Here is a 24,591-nt window from a genome sequence, read left to right as displayed (position 1 = left end):
ATGGATACAACAGATATTAAATGCAGTAAAGTTATTCCCTTTACTGGACTACTCTCACCAAGTCCGCTTTTAAACAATTTGCACAAGACGGCTAAACTTGAAATTCCAGAAGTTAATGACCACCGAAAATCTTTAGGAAACATCTTTAACCGATTAGGAATCAATAATATCCAATCGCTCATTTTAGACAATCCAAAGTTAAACTCAGTTGTTTTAAGTGAAGTAGCGAATAACTTCTTCACCAGTAGCTACTATAGAAAAGCAGAAGAATTGGTAAGAACAATGTCTATGCCAAATTACCAATTTGAAAATGGCTCAAATGAAATAACAAAATCCGCAACTCCCGTAATCAACCCAATGCAAAAAGAGATTATTGAGCAAATTAAGGCCAAAGAACAACTTTCGCAGCAACGCTCGAATGAAGTAACAAAAGAAAATTCCAACAATCAAGAACAAGGTTTTGGATCATTCTTCTAATTTTTAATCAAATATATTTGACGGGGAGAGTTCTCCGTCAAATAATAAAAAAAACTTAAATCAAGTTTTGAAATTCTTTCAAGCTCGTTTTTATATTTTTGTTCAATCATCAATTTATCAAAATCAATAAAAAAACCAATATTTACTTCAACAATAAACTCTGAATAAAATCTCAAATAATAATAAACTATTTGGAATGTTGAAAAGTTTTGGAATGCTTCTGGACTTACCGAATATGCACTTTCATACTTATTTTTCAAAAATATAATTACAGATTTTATTTTTGTATTAATTAAAGAAATTAATTCTTTTGAGTAGGCAACCGAATTATTGATAAGTGTCAGATAATTATCACTCAAAAATTTATATACATAATTTTTTGAAAAAATATAAGCCATAGAAAATAAGAGTTCATACTTTAAATAATTAAGCTGCACAGCCTCGATTTTACTTTTTTGCTTTAATAAGTTGGCATCGATATATTCCAAAAAGTTAATGTAAAATCCTTGCAAGGGTAAAGTTTTCTCAATTTTAAAAAATTGTTCTGCATAGTGAATACAGGTTTCTCTAAACAATTTTTTAAAATCATCAAAACTAAAATCACATAGATTCTGATTGATGAGAATAGTGGTATCAAGTTGAATCTCAGTGTTTACTGGTTCATGAATAGTTTGTTCCTGATCCTGTTTTAGAGATATGCCCTCTCCTGATATTTTGACTGTATTGACTCTACCATTTGACTCAATCCAGTTTGTTATTTCAAACGCTAGTTCAGAGAATTCAGCTTCAGTTAATTCTCCAACATCGTCAACCAGATTAACTTCAACCTTATTAATCTGTTTAGTATTAGTAAAACCTAGTTCACAGATCAAATTATCAAAACAAATTAAAAAATTAGAGAAATTTGCTATTGCAGATTCAAGTATGTTTGAAATATGGAATTTTGTATTTAAAAGATCGGTTTTAAAACAATTTGAATAGTTACCACTAGAAGATAGGATAAGAATGAAAAATAAGTTCCTAAAAAAAGGATGATCAAATTCTTCACTGGAATAGTTCTTCCAAATGTCCTTTAGATTTGAAACAATTTCATCACAAGATGTAAAAAAAGGATCTGTAGTCTCTGGATCTATCTGGCAATTTTCCAATACAAAACCAAAGTCACCCAACTGAAATTGAGAGTTGTTTTTATACCAAAATGGTAAAACGATTTCTGGATTTTTATTATCAATTTTGCATAAATATGTGCCGTATTTAGAACATTGTTCATGTAGATAAAGACATAATATTACGTGGTGAATTCCCCAAATCCTAGTATAGTCTTGATTAAAGAATGAATATTTAAAAAATATTGAAGCATAACCATTCTGTAAAATATGCTGAAACTTATTAAGGATATATTTACTATCTAAACCACTATTTAAATCTAAATGCTTAATCTCATTGTCTTTATTGCAATAAAGATTTAAGTAACCTACAAATTCATTATCATTTTCAGTCAGCAGTAAATCTTCAAAGCAATAATATTTTATCATTTATATTCCATGTCAGTAGTAGGTCTTTTAAAAATATATTCTGACAATGAGAAGTGCATATCTGAAATAAAAACTTCTTCTTCAATTGCTTTCGTTACAGCTTCTTTTAAGTTTTTCTCAATAGCATTTTTATTCTCGCCTTGTTCCAAAGAATTATTTTGTACAATTGAATGGTACATAGCTTTAATTATAAATAAGCTATCTGAAGAATATTTTATTACCTTTTCATCAGTGGAGCATTCAATAAACTTTTTTGTATGAAAAAAAGTGATTGGAAATTTTTCGATAATTTCTTTCAGTGAACCTATGCGTGAAATCAACAGTTTTGAGTTAATGAGTATACGGCTCAATTCGGTATCTACCATTGAAAGATAGATACAAGTTTTATCGAATGAAACTTGACCAATTAGCTCTGTAGAATTTATTCCACGTACAAGCACGAAATCCTCAGCTTTTATCAAAGATTCAATTGCAGAATCACTTTGAATGGCTTCAAACATTGTCAGCTCCATTTGCTAATAATTGCAGTTTAAATTTTCCTGAATCCAAAAAGTCACATAACTTAGAGAATGGTAAATTTTTCTCTATAAGTAATTGTATAACTTTTAGGATATGAATAAATCCATATTCAATAAATTGCCCTTTTACTTCAAACTCTATACTAAACTTGAAGTCTCCAACTGGACTCAATAATTTAGAAAAAAGAGTATTTTCCAATAAAAGTATCTTTGAAATTGGCATCAACTTCACTTCTTCAGTGATTGCATCCAAGTAGTCTACTTGAAGTGTTTCTTTGCGAAAATACAATTTTATCTTTGATTTTCCTGTGATCTCAATTTCTTCATCAACTTCACTTAGTAGACAAATCTTACGGTTTTCAAAAAAACCATAGTAGTCTAAATGTACTGGCCTACCTGAACTTTTATTTACAGCCTTAAATAAAGAATACTCATCTGGAGACAGACCTTGACTATAATTTTTTGCAATCAGGTCAATAATTTTTATTGACTGTTTGTTTACCATCTAAGTGCCATAAACGGAGCATTAATTAAATGTGCTTTTGTTTCCAGATCAAGAATGTGGTCTTGAGGATTATTAGCCGAAAGGTGATCTCTTAGAACATTCCTAATAGTCAGATTTATACTTTGATCTGCTTCATAATAAGACTTTGAAAAAAGAATGCCGAAATGGAGAACGTCTTTCAATGAGTACGCTTCAAACAGCGACTCAGGGAAAAGTGCAATAGTTAGTGAACCTATGAGCGTTTCAAATTTAGACGGCTCACCCTGCTCCCCCACTTTCATAAACTCATTTATAGACACTGTTTTTGTTGAAAAAGATTCAGTTCCATCACCAATCTTAAATATCTCTGAATTACTCTCCGTCATCAAAGACATGTAAACTTGATTTTCGATGAAATCAAACCCACAAACGATTTCATACCAGTCTTCTCGATCTACATGGATAAATGAAGTGATGATGACTTTATTGTCTACTTCTTCTATCGAATAACCTCTTTTTGATTTCTCTTTAGAAACATACCCCTGCCCATCAGATTTTGGATATGAGTCCAACAATTCCGTTATGAAATCTTGAGTTTTTTCTTTGGGCAAATTTGCTACCTGACGAACCTTTAAACCAAAAAGTTCAGAGCCAATGTCATAAGTATTTCGTATTGTTGTATTCATGGCCAGACTCATTGCTACGGAGATACATTAAGAGTATTTTAAAAATTTTAAAGTGTCAATTTTTAAAAATTTGTTCTTTGGGAAAATGTATATAAATGAGTTCAAGTTTGTCAAAATATCGCTCAACTAACATCTTTAGCCAAAAATAGAAAAATGGGGCTATCATACTAAATGATATGGATTTTAGTGCAGTAGTCGGTGTTACTTTAATCGGCTTAAATAATGACAAATCTTTATTTTCTTCATATTCAAAAAGTATCTCTGAATCATGATCTTTGTTACGGCTGTAGTAATACATAAACTCCGATTCTGTAAGAAAACAAACTACAGGATATAGATAAGTTGCACAGCTCTCTGGATCTACATAACCATCCATATATTTATATTTCAATTTTTCACTTTGCATTCGACAATAGCTGAGTAAAACTGTCTTCAATTGAAAATTTGTATTATTTAGTTCCATATCATACTCTCACAGAATTTTCTAACTCTGCGTTCACCTCAAGAGTGTTTTTAGCAGAATGTTTTGGTTTAAAAACATACTCACGCAAACTTTGCATGGTCTCTTTGTAACTTTGCAATATCTCTACCCTATCTTGGCCAGAGGGTGTAATACCAGATCTTTCACCATTCGTTTTGGGATCTTCCATACATTGAACGATATAACCCACACTTACACCCTTTTCTTTAAAGAGATCCGTAACCAATGCTTCTCCACATCGTGCAAACTTCTCACAGGTTCTTGACCAGTAAGCATTAGCTGTAACATCGAGTAACCGAGCTTTACTTGCGAAATTATTCTTATTAAACATCGCATCTAATGAAAGATCATTATTATTTTTTGATGAGTTAATTTTGAAAAATGCCTCTGCTCTATCAATCAAGATACGCAGTGATCTTTCTTTCATTTTATTATATTGAGGATCTGAATGCCGGGCGAATTCAAACATGAGGTGCGACAGTTTGAAAAGTCTTATGATAATCAACAAGCTGAGCAAATTTCTCTAATGGTGTAAGCCAATCTAACGCTTTTCTAGGACGAGTATTCAGTGACATGGCAACTTGATTTAAATAATGCTGATCTGCCTGATTTAAATCAATCCCTTTAGGTAAATATTGCCTAATTAAACCATTCATATTTTCGCATGTGCCTTTTTGCCAGGGTGAATGTGGGTCACAGAAATATACATCTATGCCTAAATCTTCTTCAAGTATTTTATGTTCTGCCATCTCGCGTCCACGGTCATAGGTCAACGTTTTACGCAGTTCTGCAGGTAAATATTTCAGAGCTTCAGTTAAAGCCTTGCGCACTGATTCTGCCTTTGCATCAGGTAATGTTGCCAAGATACAGAGCCGTGTATTTCGTTCAATAAGTGTTGCTATCGAACTTTTATTGTCTTTACCTTTAATTAAATCAGCTTCCCAATGACCCGGTATTTTTCTTTCTTGAACTTCGGCTGGGCGCTCATGAATAGTTTTAATATCCTGTAATATAGAATCTTTTTTAGGTTCACCGTTAGCTTTTCGCTTTTTATTTTCATGACGTAGACAGGATAATAAGTCTTTTTTCAACTCACCCTTGGGTAATGCTCGTATCGTTGAATAAATCGTTGTATGGCTTACATTCATTGTTTGATCCAAATCAGGAAATGTCTTTAAACGCTTTGCTATTTGCTGAGGAGACCATAAACAACGGATCGCTTCAACAATAAATTTCCAGAGGATTGAATCGATTTTGAGTTTTCTGTGACCACGTCTACGTCTAGCAAAAGTGTTATCAGAAGCATATCGAGCTTGATAAACGTCATTGATGCTATTTCTTTTAAGCTCACGATAGATCGTACTAGGATGTCTTTTAATAAGTTCAGCAAATTTTCTGGCTGAAAAGCCTTCTTTTCTTGACTCAAGCATTAATGCAGTACGATCTTCAAAGTTAAGATGATGGTATGACAATTTTATATACTCCATAAACCCTTTAAATTAATTAGGTGGTTTATGTCGCACTTCAAGTTTTACTCTGCCCCGTATAAGTTCACTAATTGCTAAGGGTAAAATCTGGCTTTGAATTATTTGAAAAGCAACAGCATGTATTTCATTTTCAAGTCCTTTTACATTTCTGTGTAATCTGAGATGACTGTATAATTCTCTAGTAGAGGCTATACTCTCCTGTCCAACTTCATTTTTAGCTCTCAATAACCGATTACTTTCCTCAGTTATCGGATTTGATAACGTATATCTTCCAAAAGAGATATTGTCTTTTCTCAATGCAGCTCCAATAGCACGATACATACTAGCAGTATTAGACTGATGCAAACGAAGATCAGGTATAAATAAGGGATTTTTATAATGTTGATCCAATTCTATTGTTTTAAGTCTATAAAGACTATCAACAATCTCACTCATCGTTTTATTCAGAAATTGAGCAGCATCATCTTTGCCAATTTCTCTAACAGCATTAATTAATTGGTCTTTTTTTATTATTAATCTCTGTAATGAGTTTTCAATCACTTCCTCAGAACGTACTTTAATTAGATTTATACCCTCTTTAGTGAATATTTCATCAGCTTCCATTTTGCCATTCAATTTTTTTTGCAAATTATAAAAGGACTTAAGTATTGGGTTTGAATCAATAATATATTTTGAACTTTCATAATCAACATCTGCCATGAGTTCACTCAAATAATAATTTTTCTCTACAGCATTAAAACTACCACTTTTGTAAACTAACTTTTTCGTTTGTTCCTCTAAAACCCTCGCAGCATAGTGATCTAATGAGTGAAACCATTCATGTGATACTGAACCTGCTCCACGTACTTTTGTTAAATTAAATATTTGACTATAAGGCTCATAATGCGCTGCTGCTGCACCTCTGCCTGCTCTACCTCTTGCACCGAATGCTATTGCCAATTCACCATTAAATGAAATATCAGAGTCAGTCAAGTTCAATACATTTTTTAGCTCACTTAAGCCATCATAAGTAATGTTTAGTAGTTCCTGTCTTTCATTTTGTGTAACCCAATTACCAAATTGCACAGCTCGAAATGCGAAATTCCTACCAAAGTCATCGACTGTAACATCCTCACTATTTCTATAGTCAGTTGATGTTTCGTGTGTCAAATTCTGGAGAATCTGAGGATACCTAAGATCTAGACGTTCTGGTTGATCTTGCTTGATTTGCTTTTTATACTCTAAATCAAATCTTTCAGTGATTTTTATACTGCTTTCTGAAATGACATTATCCGATTTATTTTCTAAGTCATTTAATTCTAGATCCTTATAATTTGGATCATAACTTGCTCTAAAATATGAAATCTCTTTTTCAGGTGTTATATTTTTTTGAATTTCTAGACTTAAATTAAGCTTTTCTATAACTTTCTGGATTTGATCTTTGAAACCACTCCCATTCCTTATAATTTGAAAAAACCCATCTTGGCCTGTAACTTTCTCGAATGTATAAAAAGCATTTTCCAATTTAGCATGAGGAGGTATTTCATATTTTGAAAGTTGATTTGTATGATTAATCTCTCCTCCAGTTTCAACATATCTTCTAAAGTAGATCTCATCTATTTCAGAAGTATCCTCATTTATGGTATTCACCATAACTTTTATTGAACCGACTTTTACGTCTTCAAGAAAAGACATTGTTTTTGATAAGTTTGAGGATTTTCTATTTACTCCTTTAATGAACTCTCGGATGTTAGACCGAGATGAATCATTAAATTCTGGCGACTCAGGATCTAGATCATCAAAGTAAAACTGTTGTGGATTTGAAGCTACTTTATCTATAACATTCTTATAGTTTACAAGCATGTTAGTCATAGCTGATAATGGGTAGCGGTCATGTAAATCAATACCTGCTTGAATAATTTCCTTAAAATGTCCAACAAACTTTGAATAGTCTTTTAATCTTTGAATGAAAATTTCAGGTTTATTTTTATCAATTTTAGCCATACTCAATTTATTTGGGATCATATTGTAAATTGATTGTGCAAAAAAGAATAATTCATTCGATTTATCCTCCAACTGAGGCAATGTCTCTTTTTTGAAGTTCCACAATGAGCTTTTTTTATATTTATCAACTAATATTTCAAAAGAATGATTTCTATCTTTTTCTATCTCAAGTAATGTTGAATCTCTATTTTCGTAAAAGTGCTTTCGTGCACCAAAAACATTTTCGCCATAATCTTCAATTCTATCGGCAGTCCTGTTCTTCCCTTTCTCTATTGTTTCTATGACAACATCCGTTGTCTTACTGTGTTCAATATTTTCAAAATTTTGCTGCTGTTTTTTTATTAATTCTAATTTGTTCGAGTCTAACTCGTTATAAATATCAATTTTATGAATGTATGCTATAAGAGTTTCTAACTTCTGGTTGCTATTGTTTATCCCTACATCCGCTAGTTCAGCTTTAAATTGATGAGATAACACATCCACATAGTCTTTTTCGTGAAATTTCTTAATTTCCAACAGAAGTGAATCTATGAATTCCTCATCAGGACTTTCAATAAAATTTTTTAAATTCTGCGTTATCTTCGCAATTTCAGGCAAAGCATTTTGTACCTTTATTGCTTCCTGCCATGAATCCGCTGAATACTCTAATATTTCAGGTGTTTCTTTTATATTTGATATAGCTAATAGCGTCTTATTCTCCATAACACTTACAGGCAGAACAAAAGATAAATCTGCTTTTTTAAATGCAGATTCAGGAAATCCTAAGTTCATTAGCATTGATTTATCAGATGTGATAACTCCAAAAATCTTACTATCGTATCCATATTTTTTTAATGTATCTATTGGCAACGGGTTTTCAAAAGATAAATCTATGAATCGTTCATCCTTATTTTTATTAAACTCATTAAATTGTTTTTCAATGTCTGCAAAGCTTTCAAGTTTGAACTTCTCTGCATAAACCTTTGAATCAACAAACCAGAATTCTTTTTGTGTATTTTGACTTTTTGAAAAGCTTAGCCACTGATCCTTATCAATTTTCAATCTAGCTATCGCATTACTTTCAGGCATTTCAACAATATTAGAGTTATCTATATTTAGAAATTTTCTAAATAATGATGGTTGAATTTTATTGTCTGCTTTTACAAATTTAGGATAAGAATTCTCAGAATTAACACGATTAAAACCTATGGATTCCATGTGTAATTGAAATTGGTCTAGATCAAAAAAATGATTCAATCTTTTAATATCATTTATTGAGACAATAGCAAGTTTGTCACGATTTTTTGTCGGGTGTCTAAAACCAACATTTAGACCGTAATTTTCCAAGTTTAACCATTTCATTTTACAATCCTCAATATGAAAAACTTTCATTTATGAAAGTTTTTCAAAATCTCAATCTGGTTCAACCACCCTCAAATATCTTTCATAAATGAAAGATTTCTAAAGTTTACTTTGGAGCTGTTGCTGAACCTGCTAGATTTTTATTGGTCAAAGAATTAACTTTCTTATTTTCTTGTGATACTAAAGAAGCAAGCATAGATTCGATACGTTCATTTTGCGCATGTTTATTACCCATTATTGCAAGCTCCAAAGCTCCCTCTTTAAGAATTTCAACTAAAACTCCACGTTCAGTCTGTCCCACTAAACTTCGATTCCAGTTCTTATATTCCTCACCATGACCAAGATAACGATCTACTTGCTCACGATATTGTTGTCTTAAAGGTTTTACGGGTTGACCAGACTCAGTTCCATTTGGTGTAGCCGTAAATTCTGACTGAATAGCCATAAGAGAGTTAAGCGCAGGTGAAATTACAGCATCTTTTTCAAATTTTTGACGCAAATATTCCTGACCTCTAGGAGTTTTAGCTGCTGTTGCACTTAATGGTGCATCTGGAAGACCAACCATATTATTAATAAAACTGGTTTTAGCCATAGCGTATTTATCTGTAGATGATGAATACTCAAATAGCGTAGAGGCTTGTAAATTTGCTCCTTGCATTTCACCTACACTCAAACAGAGACCTGCTGCTGCTTGTTCGGATGTGCAGAAATAATCGTGGTGAAGCTTCAAAGCTTCATCTTGTGCCTTTATGGGATTTGCAAACTTTCCTGTTCCTGCTGTAACGTTCTGGAAAACCATATCAGCTCTTATTTCTTTATCCTTTTCCTGTGTCTCAGTGATAGTTCTACGTTCATTCAATACTAGACATGGGTTGTAACCTTGACCAGCTGCTCCATAATTGAGAGCTGTATCTTTAATTCTGTCTGATTGTTTCATTGCCCCAATTGCACTCGCTGTTGTACGTGCAATTTCCATATCTGCATGTGCAATATTAGAAGCATTTACAGCTTCTTGTTGAGTTTGAACTCCAATTGCCCCAAGTATCATACTTCGTTCGAGTTGCAATGCAGAACTTACAGATGTATCTAATGTATTTAAACCTGTAGTGAATGTTGCTTTGAGCTGTGCAAAGCCTGTACTCATTTGAGTTAAAAATGTAGGTGTCATATAAGGTGGACAGTAATATGCAGCTACAGATGTACTAAATAAGCAAAGTGCCAAGAATCCAGTTTTACGATTCATATTATTCTCCTAAGATCGGCCTGCAATAGACTGATAGCTTTTCTTAGTTTTACTATTCGCTTCATCTGCGCTGATTAAAAGCAGTGATGCAAGATTACCCTCAAGTCGAAGACCACGTTCATAATCCTCATTTAAGAGCCAAATATTTGCACCTTTCTGGCGTGCCATCTCAACCAATAATCCTCGTGTACTTTGATTCATCATTGTAGCCTGCCATTTCTTTGCTTCTTCCGTGCCATAGTATCGACCTATGACATCATCGATCATCTGGTTAGGTGATCGCAGCTCACCATTTTCATTTTTTATCGTTTGAAGATTAGCAGCATCAATTGATGCTAAAGAATAGGCAGGAAAGGCTTGTAAAGCTGTTTTGCGGTTCAAAGCAAATAAGTATTGTTGACCTCTAGGTGTCATCCCGTTGACGCTATTCAATGCTACATCTGGAGCACCTAAAATATTTCCACGTAAACTTCTACGTGCCTCAGCTTCTAAACTATTCGTTTTGGCAGGTTGGAATAGTAAAGCTGCATTGGTGTCGCCACCTGCAAGCTTACTTACAGTACATAAACCTTTTGCAGCTTCTTCTGCTGTACAAAAAAGTTCACGATGACGTTGAATAGTCTCTTTATTAACTTGATTAATATCGTGTACTAATCGCCCTGTACCCGTACTGGTATTATTAACCATTTTTGCAGCGAGCTTTTGCGATTCGTTTTTACCATTACTTAGTGTTGCATTACCAACAAGAACTTTACAAGTATTATAGCCTTGACCCGTTGATCCATAACTTAGAACAGTATCAATAATCTTATCTTGTTGACCTATTGCTTGGATCGCTGTTGCCAAGCCTTGTGCTGCATTTTTTCTTGCATCAATTACTTGTGTTGCACCTGCACTTGATTGAGTAACTGCTACACTAATTGCTGAAGAAATCTGTCTAGTATTTTCCTGAATGGCATAAAGCAAGTTCGCTTGTGTAGTAGCGAAATTGGTTGTCATGGTCGCACTTAATGTTTGCACTTGAGACTGAAATTGAGGCGATACAACTTCATATTGAAGATTTGCATTTGCATTTGCTTCATAAAATGGAATGGCTAAAAGGGAAGTTGTAATTAGTAATTTGATTGATTTCATTTTTTATTGACCTCCAACATTGTAAGGAAGTCTTTGAGAGACTTGATTACTTAAGACAAAAGCCGACAAACTATTACCCGAAGTACGTGTTATATAGTCGATTTGTTTACTGATACATTGTGCATTTGAACAAATATCTTGTGCGGAATAGCGGTTATCAACAATATTCGCAATATAGTCTGTTGCAGCCTTATGTGTATCTGATTGCAATTTATTATGGTTGAATACCAGTGAATAATTAGAATCACCGCTTTGCAAACCATTAGGTAATATTGAACAAATCCCCATGTTAGCTTCTGCAATACTGCAATAATTTTTATGTCTTTCAATTCTGTTCGCTTCAGCTTCAGATGAATTACTCATCATCACTTTCATAAAGTTGGAAACCATGTCTCTTGCATAGATTGATGATTGAACTAACTTAATTTTCTCTGCTTGCTGATTGGCAAAAACCACACAAGATGTTGTCTGTGAACTTCCTAGACGACCTGCATCATCAACCATAAATTTTAACAGGCGATCAGACATATTAATTGCACCAATTGCCGTAGCAAGGGCTTGATGCGCATTCTTTGCTGATTCTGCTTGTTGTTGTGATCCAATTGCTTTTTGCTGTGTTAAAACACTGTAAGCACCTTTAACCTGCTGAGTAAGCAGGTTATAACTATTCTCAGCCTGCACAGCGAAGCTGTGCGAAGAAATGGAAAGCAAGGACAATAAAAGTAGATTACGATTTATAATCATTCATTGCCTCCTTAATTTCCGAATATGGAATCAAAGATAGAAGATTTACTACCTGAGCTAGTATTATTCTGTGTCTGATTTCCTTGAGTACTAGCAGCTAAGTTACCTGTACTTGCAGTAGCGGTAGGGTTAGTAGCATTACTCCATGTATTACCATTTGATCCACCAGTTGTATTCGTTCCAGTTGGGTTGGTCATACCGCCAATAGAGTTATTCACTGAATTTTGAACATTCTTTAAATCAGTATTAAATTGCGTTGTTTCTGTTGGGAAAACATTTACTGATTGACCAGTCGGAGCTTGAGTTTTATAGATGTCCGCTAATTCTGGATCAATCTTACCTAAACCTCCAGTTACAGCCCCTTGAACCGCACCATTTAGATCAATAGTTCCGTTTTTATTAATGATGTCAATTGCGTTGTTTAAAGGCTCAAGAGCTTTTTTAGTTGCTTCATTTACCATCGTACAAACTTTACGTGTAGCGTAAGCTCTTAGTGCTGCAATCGCAGCTGCTTTCATACCACTGAAATCTGGAATAGCAATTGAAAGGTCTATCATTTTCGTAATATCAGAGAAACAGCTAGATCCTGAAGAACCTCCTGAGCTACCATTAAATAGAGCATCAATGTCTACTGGAGCAGTATTAAGAATTTGACGATTCTTAATTACTTCTTGTTGTGTCCAAGCAATACTACCTTGCGTATTAGCATCACCACATCCAACCGCTGCTGTATTGATTGCAGACTGTGCAGCTGCGGAGTTATCGTCAGCAACGAAAGGGGAGGAGGTAATAGTTGGGATATTTGAAGTAACGGTATTTGTATAACTATTTCCCACTGTTGAGGACTGCTGATTAATTGACTCGACATTACTTTGAGTAGATCCAAGCGAGTTTAGACCAGTATTCGATGCAATTGATGAGATTGATGTAGCAGTTGCTAAACCAAAACATACACCTATAACCAGACTTCTTAATTGTAATCCGTGATTACTAGAAGAAATCTTGGTAACAAGTTCTTTACGTTTAAAAGTAGAGGCTTTTTTCATAGTAATCACCTAATTTCAAAAAGATGGAAAAATATTATTGGATTTTGCGTATGCCAAGATGCCTTTAATTTCACTGACATTAATCGAGTCATACACTGAGATTGTTTGCCAATGCCGTATAAAGAATAGAAGCCTTGCAAGAAATAACTGATCTGCTTTATTTTCAATAATCCAGACTATTAGATCAGTTAAATGCTGATTCACTTTTAAGAATTCGTTATTTGCTTTACTACTCGATATGACATTTCTGATGAAGTAGATGACATAAGAAAAAGGACTTGCTGAGAAAAAGTCATAGATAATGGGATATTCGATTTTATTAACATTTTCTTTGCGGAATAGGTCAATAAATTTACTTAGATTTTTTATACACTTATCACTTACCTCAGTACTAATCGAAGTAAAATTAATGCCAAGTAAGTCAGATTTTTCAGGGGTGAATTCAACCAACAAACCAAACGATTTAATTTGATCAGGTAAGCTTTCAAAACTGGAGGCAATAATAGTTTGTGATACATGAGTATCATTAAGTGCATAGGCGCACACAAAGCGTAAGAGCGTGTCCAAATCTAATTGAACATTATCTATATTCAAGTTGTCCATTGTTATCCCAAATCTCATCAAGAGTATTTGTATATATTTGCTATATAGTAGTGGTTTTTAAAAATTTATTCAATTCATTGAGAAATGCCAAAAACTCGCTGAAGACTATTTGCTATTGTTGTTAATGGGTATTTTCTTAATCTTAATTCTGCCGACTCCAATGTTAGGCAAAACTGCTCTTTGAGTTCATAAGCTCGAATTTGCAATTTGTATTGGTCTTCTAATCCTTTTAGTTTTTCTTCTCCGTAGGAAAACACAAGTAACCATTCAGAATCAGAAACCGTTATTATATCTACTTCCGCATAGTAGTTTTTGGCGACTCCAACCATCTTGATAGGATCTTCGTATACATCATTAAAGTCGTCCAAAACTGGTAAAACCTGTTCAGAAAACAAATCTTTTAACCAGTTGAGGTTTTCAAAACCTAGAAACGCTGTCTTGTCTCTAAATTTAGTAATTGTTTCACTAGCTGAGTTCATCAAGAATCTCCAAAAATTACATATATTAAGGGGTAGGGGAGTGTGAATTGTCGTCTTGGTTATTCGTAATTCCCACTTTACTTTTAACAAATTCAACCACAGCTTTAAGTGCTGATTTGATTTGTTCAGCATAACGTTTCATTTCTTCACCTAGATTGAACTTTTTACCATCTTTGTCAATGAAGTTTGGTACTTGGTTAGATATGGATTCTTGATTTTCTACAATTTGAGTCAAATCTTTGGAAAATTTTTCTTTTAATGATAGGTCAACTTCACCATTCTTTAAAACATCAACAGCGGAATTCGTCTTGTTGACGAAGTTCTGATGCGAATCATACATATTTGAAATGATCTGTTTTCCTTTTGGAGTACTCTCAATCAGATCGATCTGGTCTTGAAACATCTTTCGTAATGGTTCATTTTCACCTTTATTTAACTCATCCACAATTGTATTTAAATCTTTATTATTTGCTTTCCCATATTCAACCATTTGCCCACGAAAGTCGTCCATTTTATCAAATTTCCAAAAGTCATCGATGCTTTGGCTATAATTTTGATGTGCATCTAAAACATCATTATATTTTTCACATATCAATTGGTTAGCCACTACGGATTTTAAATCCATCTCATCATTTGCTATTGTTGATTTAAATGAATCAAACCGATTTGCTATCACTGCACTAGGATCTTTATTGCCATCAATTTGTGTATTCAACTCTTGCACGGCATTTTGAGAGCGATCTTTGAATAAATTACTTAAGTTTGGAAATAAGGAATAATTTTTAACAGTTCCCCCTGAATTTCCTTTTCCTCCACTTGCAACCAGATCAGAATTAACATTAGATGCAGGCACTAAACTTGTAGGTGGTGTGAAACTATCATAAATATAATTAGAGTTTTTTTCCTGCAACAACTGCATTGCTTTTAATAATAATTCTTCTTGATTGGTGTTTAATTTTCTTTTAAAGAACTCCTGACCATTTACTTTTACAAGCTCTTTACTAACATCGTCTATGATCTCGTTTTCTTGATCATTTTCACTATCAATTACTACTAACTCCTTTGAATCGCTAAATTGTAATTCATCATCTAAAACTTGATATTCAGTTCTATCCAAATCAATAATGTCAGAGTTAGGTAGATGTTGTGTACTTTCTTCATACTCTACGAATGCAACGTCTTCATACAAATAATCAGGTTCTTGTAAATTTTGATTGAACTGCTGATCATCAAAGTTTTGGCCTTGATTGAACTGCTGATCATCAAAGTTTTGGCCTTGATTGAACTGCTGATCAACAAGGTTCTGTTCTTGAGGATCCTCATTCATACCCTGATTAACATATTCATTCATTTTTTCCGTCCAGTTATCATCAAATTTAGCTTCTAGAGTATTTATCACTATATTGTCTTTATCTAACTCAGATAGAGAAATTGAATCATTATCAGCACCAATATAAAGCAGCTTACCTGCTGTATTTCTGAGTTGTATATGTAGTGTTTGGTTAGTCTCAATTTCATCCACAATATCAAGATTGACAAGTGAAACCCTGTTATCAGTTAATTGATTATCTAAAGACAATATAAATTCTGATAAATTTTTACCAAACTTAGATGTATTTTGGGCACTATTATTTTTTAAATTTGACCAAGTTGATACCAAGTCTAAGTTATCTTGGTTTAAATGTTCATTAGTTTTATTTTCAGGATTCATGTGCTACACCTCAATTTTTTAATGAATTTATTAGCTCGCTTGGTTCTACCTCACGAATTTTATTTAAAACAGTTTCATCGATATTGTTAATCTTCACTGTCGAAAACTCTGAAGACAAATGTGTTAATACTGCTCTTAACTCTTTGAACGAAAAATTGGCCTGCTGCGTAGATCGAGATCCTTGTGATAGATCACCCACTAGCACAAGATTCATACCTTTTTCGATATTTGCATTTTTCTGTCTAAACAGATTCTCATTTTCAGAAAATTGTTTTATTTGAGAACGATTTCCTTGAACCAATAAGCAATAATTATCTAACACGCTGTTAAATGGCTTTATAGAAATTTGCAGGACAGGATTACCTGCTGAATTTGATTTTGTAATCTGGAACTCAGGCAGTTTGCAGCTAATCTTATTCTCACGGGATTCTTCAATCGCTTTTAAATATGTGATTGCTTCTTGAATAGTCGATAGCCCTTGAATCTTGTCAGTTAATGTTCTGAAGTCTATATCTGAAGACATCAGTAAGGCTCTCTGTCTATTACCATTTACATCTGTATAGTTAATTGATTGAGAATGAACTTTTGACACAGATGCCACTGTTAGCGCACTAATAATATTACCTGTAAGCAATGTAGCCTCTTTCACTTTTTTAATTGGTTCAAACTCATCAAATCTATGGAATAGTGAACTTTCATTATTAAGCATCTCTAGCCTCTCAAAAACTTTCATTAATGAAAGTTTTTGAGTATCAGAGCGTAAAAATAGCGCAGTACCTACATTCCGATGATGTGATTCAGTGGTGATCGCATCTTCGATTAAATACTTCAACTTGTCACTTTTGATTGCGTCCAAACTTGGGTACGTGTATTTAACTTCATAGTTTTGAGAAGCAAGACAAACCGATGTTAGTTTAGGAAAAGTAACTCTGATAAGTGCATTCTCAAAACTATCCCTTTCTTTCAAATCAAAAAGTGATGGAGCTGTTTTAATGGCAAAGTTTAGACTAATGGAATTATGTTCATCTGCTAAATGTGATAATTTGTTGACGAAATCTACAACAATCATCGCTTTTTCTAGCTGATAAGCAACGTGTGAAAAAACCTTTGAATTAAGTGAAATTATCGATTTCAAACCATCTAAATCGATGTTTTGTTTTAATCTATTTGTTATGTCTGCAAAAACATCATTATCCAGATCATTCTTTAAAAAACCTTGAGTAGCAGAATGTTTAACTGACTCGTATAGTTCTTTTGTCAGAATTACTTTTTGCACCTCATGATAGAGTTTAAGAAGTCTGGACAAAGGCAAATCTTTCGGCTCAATTTCGATACCATCAAACATTTTTGGATCATAGTTATCTAAATGTTTTGCAAGTTGAGTTGTCATTAATTTAGTACCTTTATCTACCAAAATATTGACATCATTAGAAGTTAGGGGAGTGATAGCTGACTCATACTCAACACGTTGATAAAAAGCAGGTTCAAAGAAAGCACTTTTATTTTTAACATTTGATATGCCTAAGCCAGTTTTTATTTCTTGGCTATCAAGTGTTTTGGCTTTCCAATCGCAAACTTTAACAACGAATGGATTGATACCAAGCTCATTGAGTTTTTGGATTTTTTCACTATATGCAAATGTAAGATCATCTATAATCTTTTCCTGCATACTGATTGTTACGAAATTAAGTCTGTTGAATATTTTCTTAATGAGGCCATCTGTATTTGCTTTATCTTCCCTTTCAGGCACATCTATGATTAGCATGTTTGCTAATGCACGATTGTTTTTGAGATATTCATAAGCAACGTCATCACCATATTTATTTAGAAGATCTACATCTGTTACTTGCTTATTAACATTCTCACGATTACTCGTTATGTTTGCACTCAATTCTGAAAGTTTGGCATTGTGCATCATAAGAAACTTACGCTGAATAGGTAGTCCTGTATCAAATTGAGAAATGATTGGATGACTTACTTGCCCTTTTCTATCTACTCGGCCAATTAATTGTAAAAACTCATCAATAGCTTGAGGAGCTTGAGCAGTCAAAAATTCACGTTGACGTAAATGATCAGAGTTTGCAAGATTTCCACCATTCACAGGAATTGCATGAAGCGATAATCCTGTTGATCCAGATCTAGACAAAATCATTACATCTAATTTTCCAGATTGAAATTCACTACAGGCCTTAGTCTTTTCAACTGGTGTGTTTTCAGTTCTTTTTTCTACTTTGTAAACAACACCATCGATATTATTAATTTTGCGTAAACAAAATTCACGGCCAGAAATTTCACCAACCTTATAACCTTTTTCCTCTAAAGCAATAGTCATTTGATCTAAAGGACATAAAGGAATATCAGGAAGTTTTTTTATTTCATCTCTAATTATTTCTTTAAATTCTAAATATTTTTCATCAATGATCGTTTCAGATCTAACTGAGCCATATCGATCTCTAATTTGGATTGTATCTAAACGATCCAACATACTTTCTAAAAGATCTGCGATATTGGGTGGCTTAGCTAGAATCTTCTCGGTGTGATTATACTCTGAGAGCTTTTCTTCAAGATTATTGAGGTTAAGTATTAAAGGGTTTTTATTGTATTCAACTTGCGAGATTTCTCCTGAAGACAATTGGTTTAAAATTTGGATAAATTCTGGTTTTCCCTTTAGCTCATTAATATCATCAATAATAGAAATGGCTTTTTCATCTTTAACTAAAAGCATTTTTAGTAAAGATTCACCCGTATTTTCTAGACCAATTACAGGTTTTCGGTTTTCTTTTAAGGCTTCTAAAGCTTGATCAATAACTAATGGTGTAGTTACTGCTAATATAATTTGTCTACTAATGTTGTGCATTCTAGATGCAAAATTCATGGAGTTGACCTGTAATCGATTCTCCTGCCACCCTGACTCTTTAGAACGTTCAATATTCGCTTTAATTTCAGCATTGATCTTTGCTACTTTCTCATCAACATCACCAGAAAGGTATGCCATTCTTGATAAAACAGAAGCTAATTGGTCAGACAATTCTCGTGTTGCAGTCTGGTAATGACTTGGTGAGTCATACGTTCTAAACTCAAGTTTAGAAAAGTCATGTTCTCTCCTCATAAAAACACCATCCTTAGCGAGTGCCATAGAAATAGCTTCAAGGATCTCATTTGATGGTTGGTTTTCAAGAATACTTTTTAACTGACCTTGAAATTGTGTAGGAAAAATATCTGAGTAAAAATTATAATTTTTTGCCTTTTTCAAACTCGTTGCTGATGAATAATAAGTTTCGCCAGTGTTCGCCTTTAACACATTTAAAAAGTAGCTGATGTTAGACTCACCGCTTGCAGCGACATGAGATTCATCTAACAATAATCGAGTTGAACGGTCACAGCTGCGGAGTAAAAGATTTTCTTTAGTCTGATTTCGTCCAGAGAATTGAGTATATGTAGTAAAAATTACATCGTATGATTTATCAATTTCAGATAGGCTAACCAATTCACTGGTTTTAATCGGATTATAAAGAATTTCATTGTTGTAACTTATTGCACCATCTACATTAAATATAAATGGATTTTTAATCAGCCGAGCAGTATCGGTATCAACAATATCTCTCCAGAGATCACTAAATAATTGTGCATTTCTAGTGAAGAATACAGGACGTTCATTGTTCAATAGAGAGTATCTTAATATTCCTGCTAAAGTTCTGCCTTTTCCAATTCCAGTTTGATCACCAAGTATGTATGATCTACCATGTTCAAATGTAAGAATTGCACTTGTAAGTGCATCAATCTGTTCAGAGCTGTAAGCTTTAGCAAGAGAAGCAACATCGTTATATTGAAGTGTATGTAAAATAAAACCATCAAACGGATTGCCACTTGCATTCTCAATAGCTAGAGCTAATTCTCTATTATTTTCAGCTTTCAATAAAATTGTTTTGATCTGTTCATCCTGTGACTCTTTGATTAACAAAGCTTGATCACTTGGAATCATAGAATTAGAAATTGAAACTTGTGAAACAGGAACATACATTACCTGCAATGATTTAGCTTCAAAAGTTTCTTGTTCTTGTTCAGTTTCAATCTCGTTGCCATCTTTAAAAGTAGAGTCTGAGAGGGGAGGTGATGATTCTAATTCTGGCAAGTTCATATCTAAACTATGTTGTTTAACTTCAGTAGGATCAACATCGATGTTTTCATCTTTCGCAGCCGTTTCAGCATAAAGCTCAAAAGGATTATCTTCTTCAGTTTGAGTACTGACCTCATCGAAGAAACCTAACTCAGATGTACTTTCAACAGAATTTAGATCGGGTATTGAGAGGGAAGTCTCCTTATCAATTGAACCAATTTGATTTGACTGATTGATCTGATTAGAAGCATGTCTATTAAATAAGATTTCCTCTGAAACTTTCCATAGATCCGTTTCAGTTTTAATGATCTCTAGATGATCAGGAACATCATACTTTCTAGATTGTGGGAGTTGTTCGCCAGAGGTGGATCAGGAAATTTGAACAACACTTATAAGTGATATTTTGCTCCCCAAATGATGTTATAAACATCAATATATGGAGTATTTTATGGCACGTAGACCAAGAAGAAATCATTCAAATGATTTTAAAGCTAAGGTAGCACTTGCTGCGATTAAAGCAGAAAAAACACTTGCTGAATTGAGTGCTGAATTTGATGTTCATCAAAACCAAATTATCGACTGGAAAAATCAATTAATTTCAGCTTCCTCGCAAGCTTTCGATCAATCAAAAGCTCCAACAGAACCACCCATCGATCTAAAAAAACTACATGCAAAAATTGGTGAGCAAGCATTAGAAATTGATTTTTTAGAAGGTGTGTTGAAGAAACTGGGCCGCTTCAACCACAAAAGTTAATCGACGACTCACTTCAGATTTCAGTATCTAAGCAAGCTAAGCTGCTGAAAGTCTCCCGTGGTTGTTATTATTATCGCCCAAAACCTGCGAGTGCATCAGATCTGAAGCTGATGCGGTGTATGGATGAATTACATATGCAATATCCTTTTGCAGGTAGCCGTATGATGCGTGATTTGTTGAATCGTCAAGGACATCATATAGGACGACGTCATACACGTACTTTAATGAAGAAAATGGGCATTAATGCGTTATATTGCAAACCAAATTTAAGCCAGGCTAATCAAGCTCACCGCAAATATCCATATCTGCTCAAAGGATTGGCTATTCAGCGCAGTAATCAAGTGTGGTCTACGGATATAACGTATATCCCTATGGCAAAAGGCTTTGTTTATTTATGTGCTGTGATTGATTGGCATAGCCGCAAGGTACTTGCGCATAGAGTATCGATTAGTATGGAGGTTACATTTTGCATAGAAACATTAAATGAAGCTATTGAAAAATATGGTCGACCTGAAATATTTAATACAGACCAAGGCAGTCAGTTTACCAGTGATGCATTTATTGATGTATTGAAATCAAATGGCATTCAAATCAGTATGGATGGTAAAGGTCGATGGGTTGATAATGTGATGGTTGAACGATTATGGCGGAGCGTTAAATATGAAGAGGTGTATCTCAAAGCCTACAGCAATGTTTTGGATGCGAAGAAGCAATTAAACGCATATTTTGAATTTTATAATTTGAAACGACCTCATTCGAGTCTGGACAAAATGACTCCAGATGAGTTTTACTATGACCAGCTACCACAACAAAATAAGGTAGCTTAACTAGAGCAGAGTATCACTTATAAATAAGCTTTTAGTTGTTCAAACATGTGGGACCACCTCTGCCAATAACTAGAAGTCTTACATTGACTTTAGTACCTTGTCTTTTATACAAAGAACCATCTAGTTCTAGGGCACATTCTACGTGGTAGTTGTCATAAAGATAATTTAAGAGAGTTTTGCTGCCCCCTTTAACTAAACCTTTATCATAGATACTATCAGATCCAATGATATAAACACTGCGTCCATTATCAGATCGTAAATTTAAAGTTTCTAAAAGTATTTTATGATCTAACCTTTGTGTAGGAAATTGAATAGGCTGACCGTCAGCTGAGATCAGTGCAATTTGTTCTCGATCAATACTTCCAAAAGGTGGGTTGGCTATAACATAATCAAACTTGCGATGATTGTTCAAATTCAATAATGGAATTTTGGTGAAATCACCCTCAAAAACTTTTATATTTGATTCAATTGAGTTCGCATTAAAAAATGTTTGAAGATTCTTAACTCGATTGGAATCAATTTCAGTAGCAACAACATTCAGAAAAGGGGAGTCAATAAATTGAGTAATGAGAGATCCATTACCAATGGTGGGTTCTAAAATACTCTTTTGATTAGATCCCTTTATATCATCTAGTAGCAATTTCTGGCATATAGCCGAAATAGTGATTGGGGTAGAAAACTGCTGTAACTGGAGTTCACTTGCACCGATAATTTTTTTTATTGGTTGATTGTTATGTAAATTCACAATCTCAAAAAAATCTTTTTCAGCCGTTGCCTCAAACTTTGAAGCCATAACGTTAAAAGCTGTTTCCAATTGTTCATAAAAAAATTGCTTTTGCGTAGGGTTAATCTCAAGATCATAATTTTGATCTTGATTATTGTTTAAAATAAACTTCAAAGCTTGATCAATGTCATGTTCGTGTACGGTAGTGTTACTTTGTAAAATATATTTTGCATAACCTAAAGCACACTTAGAGATATTCCCACGTTTTAAGATGTGTTCTTGACCTGCTTTAAAAACTTTCCATAGTTCATTATTTGGAATTTGACCTTCAAAACTGGAATTATTTAAGTCCGAAAATTTCTTTGGATCACTTGTGAAAAATCGAGCGTAAGGCGTAGCGAAAACATGAAGACCATCGGCGTTGAGTCCGATTTTAGTCGCATTACGAATAGCTTCATGATAGCGATATGTGCTTACATCGTTCACTGCTCGGACATAGGAATCATTTAATTGACCAACTGTAGTTTTATAAAACATAAGTTGTTGATTATTAAGCCCTAGCAAATTTACAAAAGAATTAATATTTGTATTTAAAAAATAGATATTTAAAACATTAGTCTTGTTAATTTTATGGATTTCAATATTGGATTTCTGAACAGCTGACTTATCCAGTTTATTGAAAAGATCTACTACTTCAATGCCGAAAAATTCTTTGCCATTATGATGTCTTTTCGCAGGACGAGTATAAAAACCCTCGTTATTTAGGTTTACCCAAGTGAAATTATTTACAGTTTGATTCATAGCGAGATTCCACCAAAATTAACGATTAAATCCAAAATCAATAGATTGTGAATTACTAGATTGTTGATTCCGTTTGGATTCTTCTATGAGATGACGTGAATGATCTTGGCCAGTTTTTACATACTGTGGTAAAGCATGTTTGGTGAAATCTTCATTTAAGATAAGTTTTTTAGAAAGCTTTCCATCATCTAGATCCAATTTTTCAAGCTTATTTGCTAAAGCCATCGGATCTGTAGTTGCTGTGAAAGTTACATAAGGTGACAACGTATCACTATGTCGTTCAATGCCGATCATAGTGTCTAAATAGCCTTTATGCTGTATTGGTTGATTTGTGGCTGCGTCCATTTCTGAAATATTGTAAATTTTAAGTGGACTCTGAGATCTACTTGCTTTATTTCTATAGCTGTTGACCGTTTCTTTTCCTAAGAAAATATTCCTACTTGTGTAAGCATCTAAATATATTTCTCCCTTTTCAATTTTGGTTGAGATAGATCGTAAATAATTTTGAAGTTGAGGATCTGATGTCTCTAGCTTATGTATAAAATTTTGATTTAAAAGCTTATTGACTAAAATCCTGTTTAAATCATGATTGAACAATACATTGTTTTGAGGTGTGTTATTTGCAGTTATAAGTGGGTTAGACATCAAATTAGTAAGAGTAGTATTTATATTTGCAGGCACTTTAATGTTTCGAGTACCTGCTTGTATTTGTTGCAAATAGGTACTTAAAATACCATTGTATATAGCTTGTCCATCGTTTTGTGATCGTAGGATATAATTCAAATTTCCTGATCGTTCAGCACTATATTCATCTTCATGATTAAGAGCACTCATAAACATTTGTTTAATTTTGTCAGTATCAGAATTTCGATCAATGGTGAAATGATTTTCTATAATTTCTACTCTGCCAAATGATGTATTTGGAGTAGAAACAAATTGAACATGCGCAGGAGCTATAATTAACTCTGAAGATGGTTTTGTTGAAATTGATTCAAACCAATGTGCTCTAAAAGATCGATAGTTATCAGTAGAGGGAATTTCAAAACTTTGGTCAAAACTTAAAGCAACGGAATTATTTTTACTTCTGTCAGACAATGTTTTTCTTGGATTGGAAGATAGTTCGTATTGGTTTTGAACTATTTGACGAGCTTGGTTTTCAGATTTCAAGCGACCAGTCTGAATCATATCCTGTACACGTTCATCAACAGTATTCAATCGAACTTTTATTTTTTCATTAGTGGCAATGTTAGTACCAAAAGCATACTCATTTCCATCTGGTGCATAACCTATACCGTCTAAATGTAAAAAAATTCTATTTGGTACAGCCTTGTTATTCACAGGATTATTAATGCTTCGACTCATGGCCTGTAGATGACTTAGATCAAGATCATCTGTTTGTTTATTATTCATCATTTG

General features: G+C 33.6%; 20 protein-coding genes. 2 read left to right on the top strand and 18 right to left on the bottom strand.

All coding sequences use genetic code 11. The features are described 5' to 3' along the window. Positions 1 to 477 (top strand): hypothetical protein, encoded by a 477-nt coding sequence (locus R2H34_RS17060; protein ID WP_318342570.1) that lies wholly within the window; start codon positions 1 to 3, stop codon positions 475 to 477. On the opposite strand, the gene R2H34_RS17055 is transcribed toward R2H34_RS17060, so the two are convergent. The 16 genes from R2H34_RS17055 to R2H34_RS16980 form a co-directional block, all read right to left on the bottom strand. Continuing rightward, on the bottom strand, positions 474 to 2,012 hold the full coding sequence (locus R2H34_RS17055; RefSeq protein ID WP_240016386.1) for a hypothetical protein: 1,539 nt from the start codon (positions 2,010 to 2,012) through the stop codon (positions 474 to 476). The two genes, R2H34_RS17060 and R2H34_RS17055, sit on opposite strands and share 4 nt — an antisense overlap. Continuing rightward, positions 2,009 to 2,512, bottom strand: coding sequence for a hypothetical protein (locus tag R2H34_RS17050; protein WP_061403675.1), 504 nt, complete (start codon positions 2,510 to 2,512; stop codon positions 2,009 to 2,011). The genes R2H34_RS17055 and R2H34_RS17050 overlap by 4 nt, the downstream gene beginning before the upstream one ends. Further along, positions 2,505 to 3,035 (bottom strand): hypothetical protein, encoded by a 531-nt coding sequence (locus R2H34_RS17045; protein WP_061403674.1) that lies wholly within the window; start codon positions 3,033 to 3,035, stop codon positions 2,505 to 2,507. Before R2H34_RS17045 ends, R2H34_RS17050 begins: the two co-directional genes overlap by 8 nt. Then, positions 3,029 to 3,700: a hypothetical protein gene (locus R2H34_RS17040; RefSeq protein WP_318342569.1), complete on the bottom strand. Its 672-nt coding sequence runs from the start codon at positions 3,698 to 3,700 to the stop codon at positions 3,029 to 3,031. Before R2H34_RS17040 ends, R2H34_RS17045 begins: the two co-directional genes overlap by 7 nt. Before the next feature lie 55 nt (positions 3,701 to 3,755). Beyond that, positions 3,756 to 4,163, bottom strand: coding sequence for a hypothetical protein (locus R2H34_RS17035; protein ID WP_227552798.1), 408 nt, complete (start codon positions 4,161 to 4,163; stop codon positions 3,756 to 3,758). Position 4,164: 1 nt separating this feature from the next. Further along, positions 4,165 to 4,650: an LPD1 domain-containing protein gene (locus tag R2H34_RS17030; RefSeq protein WP_318342568.1), complete on the bottom strand. Its 486-nt coding sequence runs from the start codon at positions 4,648 to 4,650 to the stop codon at positions 4,165 to 4,167. After that, positions 4,643 to 5,611: an IS30 family transposase gene (locus R2H34_RS17025; protein ID WP_014538385.1), complete on the bottom strand. Its 969-nt coding sequence runs from the start codon at positions 5,609 to 5,611 to the stop codon at positions 4,643 to 4,645. Before R2H34_RS17025 ends, R2H34_RS17030 begins: the two co-directional genes overlap by 8 nt. A gap of 69 nt (positions 5,612 to 5,680) precedes the next feature. Continuing rightward, positions 5,681 to 8,992: a hypothetical protein gene (locus R2H34_RS17020; RefSeq protein WP_318342600.1), complete on the bottom strand. Its 3,312-nt coding sequence runs from the start codon at positions 8,990 to 8,992 to the stop codon at positions 5,681 to 5,683. Between the two features lie 106 nt (positions 8,993 to 9,098). Beyond that, complete coding sequence (locus R2H34_RS17015) at positions 9,099 to 10,235, bottom strand: hypothetical protein (RefSeq protein WP_209798081.1); 1,137 nt, start codon at positions 10,233 to 10,235, stop codon at positions 9,099 to 9,101. Between the two features lie 9 nt (positions 10,236 to 10,244). Further along, on the bottom strand, positions 10,245 to 11,369 hold the full coding sequence (locus R2H34_RS17010; protein WP_061403670.1) for a hypothetical protein: 1,125 nt from the start codon (positions 11,367 to 11,369) through the stop codon (positions 10,245 to 10,247). A 3-nt stretch (positions 11,370 to 11,372) separates the two neighbouring features. Continuing rightward, the gene (locus R2H34_RS17005) at positions 11,373 to 12,113 is read right to left on the bottom strand and encodes a hypothetical protein (RefSeq protein ID WP_061403669.1); all 741 of its coding nucleotides are present in this window, start codon (positions 12,111 to 12,113) and stop codon (positions 11,373 to 11,375) included. A gap of 11 nt (positions 12,114 to 12,124) precedes the next feature. Beyond that, positions 12,125 to 13,159, bottom strand: coding sequence for a hypothetical protein (locus tag R2H34_RS17000; protein WP_209798083.1), 1,035 nt, complete (start codon positions 13,157 to 13,159; stop codon positions 12,125 to 12,127). A 15-nt stretch (positions 13,160 to 13,174) separates the two neighbouring features. Next, entirely contained in the window at positions 13,175 to 13,762 is a 588-nt protein-coding gene (locus R2H34_RS16995) for a hypothetical protein (protein ID WP_240016424.1), read from the bottom strand. A 74-nt stretch (positions 13,763 to 13,836) separates the two neighbouring features. Further along, positions 13,837 to 14,241 (bottom strand): hypothetical protein, encoded by a 405-nt coding sequence (locus R2H34_RS16990; protein ID WP_209798085.1) that lies wholly within the window; start codon positions 14,239 to 14,241, stop codon positions 13,837 to 13,839. A 25-nt stretch (positions 14,242 to 14,266) separates the two neighbouring features. Further along, a complete protein-coding gene (locus R2H34_RS16985) occupies positions 14,267 to 15,952 on the bottom strand; it encodes a hypothetical protein (RefSeq protein ID WP_240016391.1) in 1,686 nt (561 codons plus the stop codon). Positions 15,953 to 15,962: 10 nt separating this feature from the next. Then, entirely contained in the window at positions 15,963 to 20,090 is a 4,128-nt protein-coding gene (locus R2H34_RS16980; protein WP_318342599.1) for a strawberry notch C-terminal domain-containing protein, read from the bottom strand. Between the two features lie 415 nt (positions 20,091 to 20,505). Between R2H34_RS16980 and R2H34_RS16975 the strand changes: the two genes are divergently transcribed. Then, a protein-coding gene (locus R2H34_RS16975) for an IS3 family transposase (RefSeq protein WP_115613877.1) occupies positions 20,506 to 21,650 on the top strand; the annotation gives its coding sequence in 2 pieces (ribosomal slippage) (positions 20,506 to 20,770 and positions 20,770 to 21,650; 1,146 coding nt in all). Between the two features lie 31 nt (positions 21,651 to 21,681). Here the strand turns inward: R2H34_RS16975 and R2H34_RS16970 are convergent. Beyond that, entirely contained in the window at positions 21,682 to 23,175 is a 1,494-nt protein-coding gene (locus R2H34_RS16970; protein WP_318342598.1) for an N-6 DNA methylase, read from the bottom strand. An 18-nt stretch (positions 23,176 to 23,193) separates the two neighbouring features. After that, complete coding sequence (locus R2H34_RS16965; protein ID WP_240016411.1) at positions 23,194 to 24,588, bottom strand: hypothetical protein; 1,395 nt, start codon at positions 24,586 to 24,588, stop codon at positions 23,194 to 23,196. Between the last annotated feature and the right edge of the window lie 3 nt (positions 24,589 to 24,591).

Source organism: Acinetobacter sp. 16 (assembly GCF_033439925.1).
GTDB classification, from domain to species: Bacteria; Pseudomonadota; Gammaproteobacteria; order Pseudomonadales; family Moraxellaceae; genus Acinetobacter; species Acinetobacter junii.
Note: the sequence above shows the minus strand (reverse complement) of the source record. Positions and strands in the feature narration are given on the sequence as shown.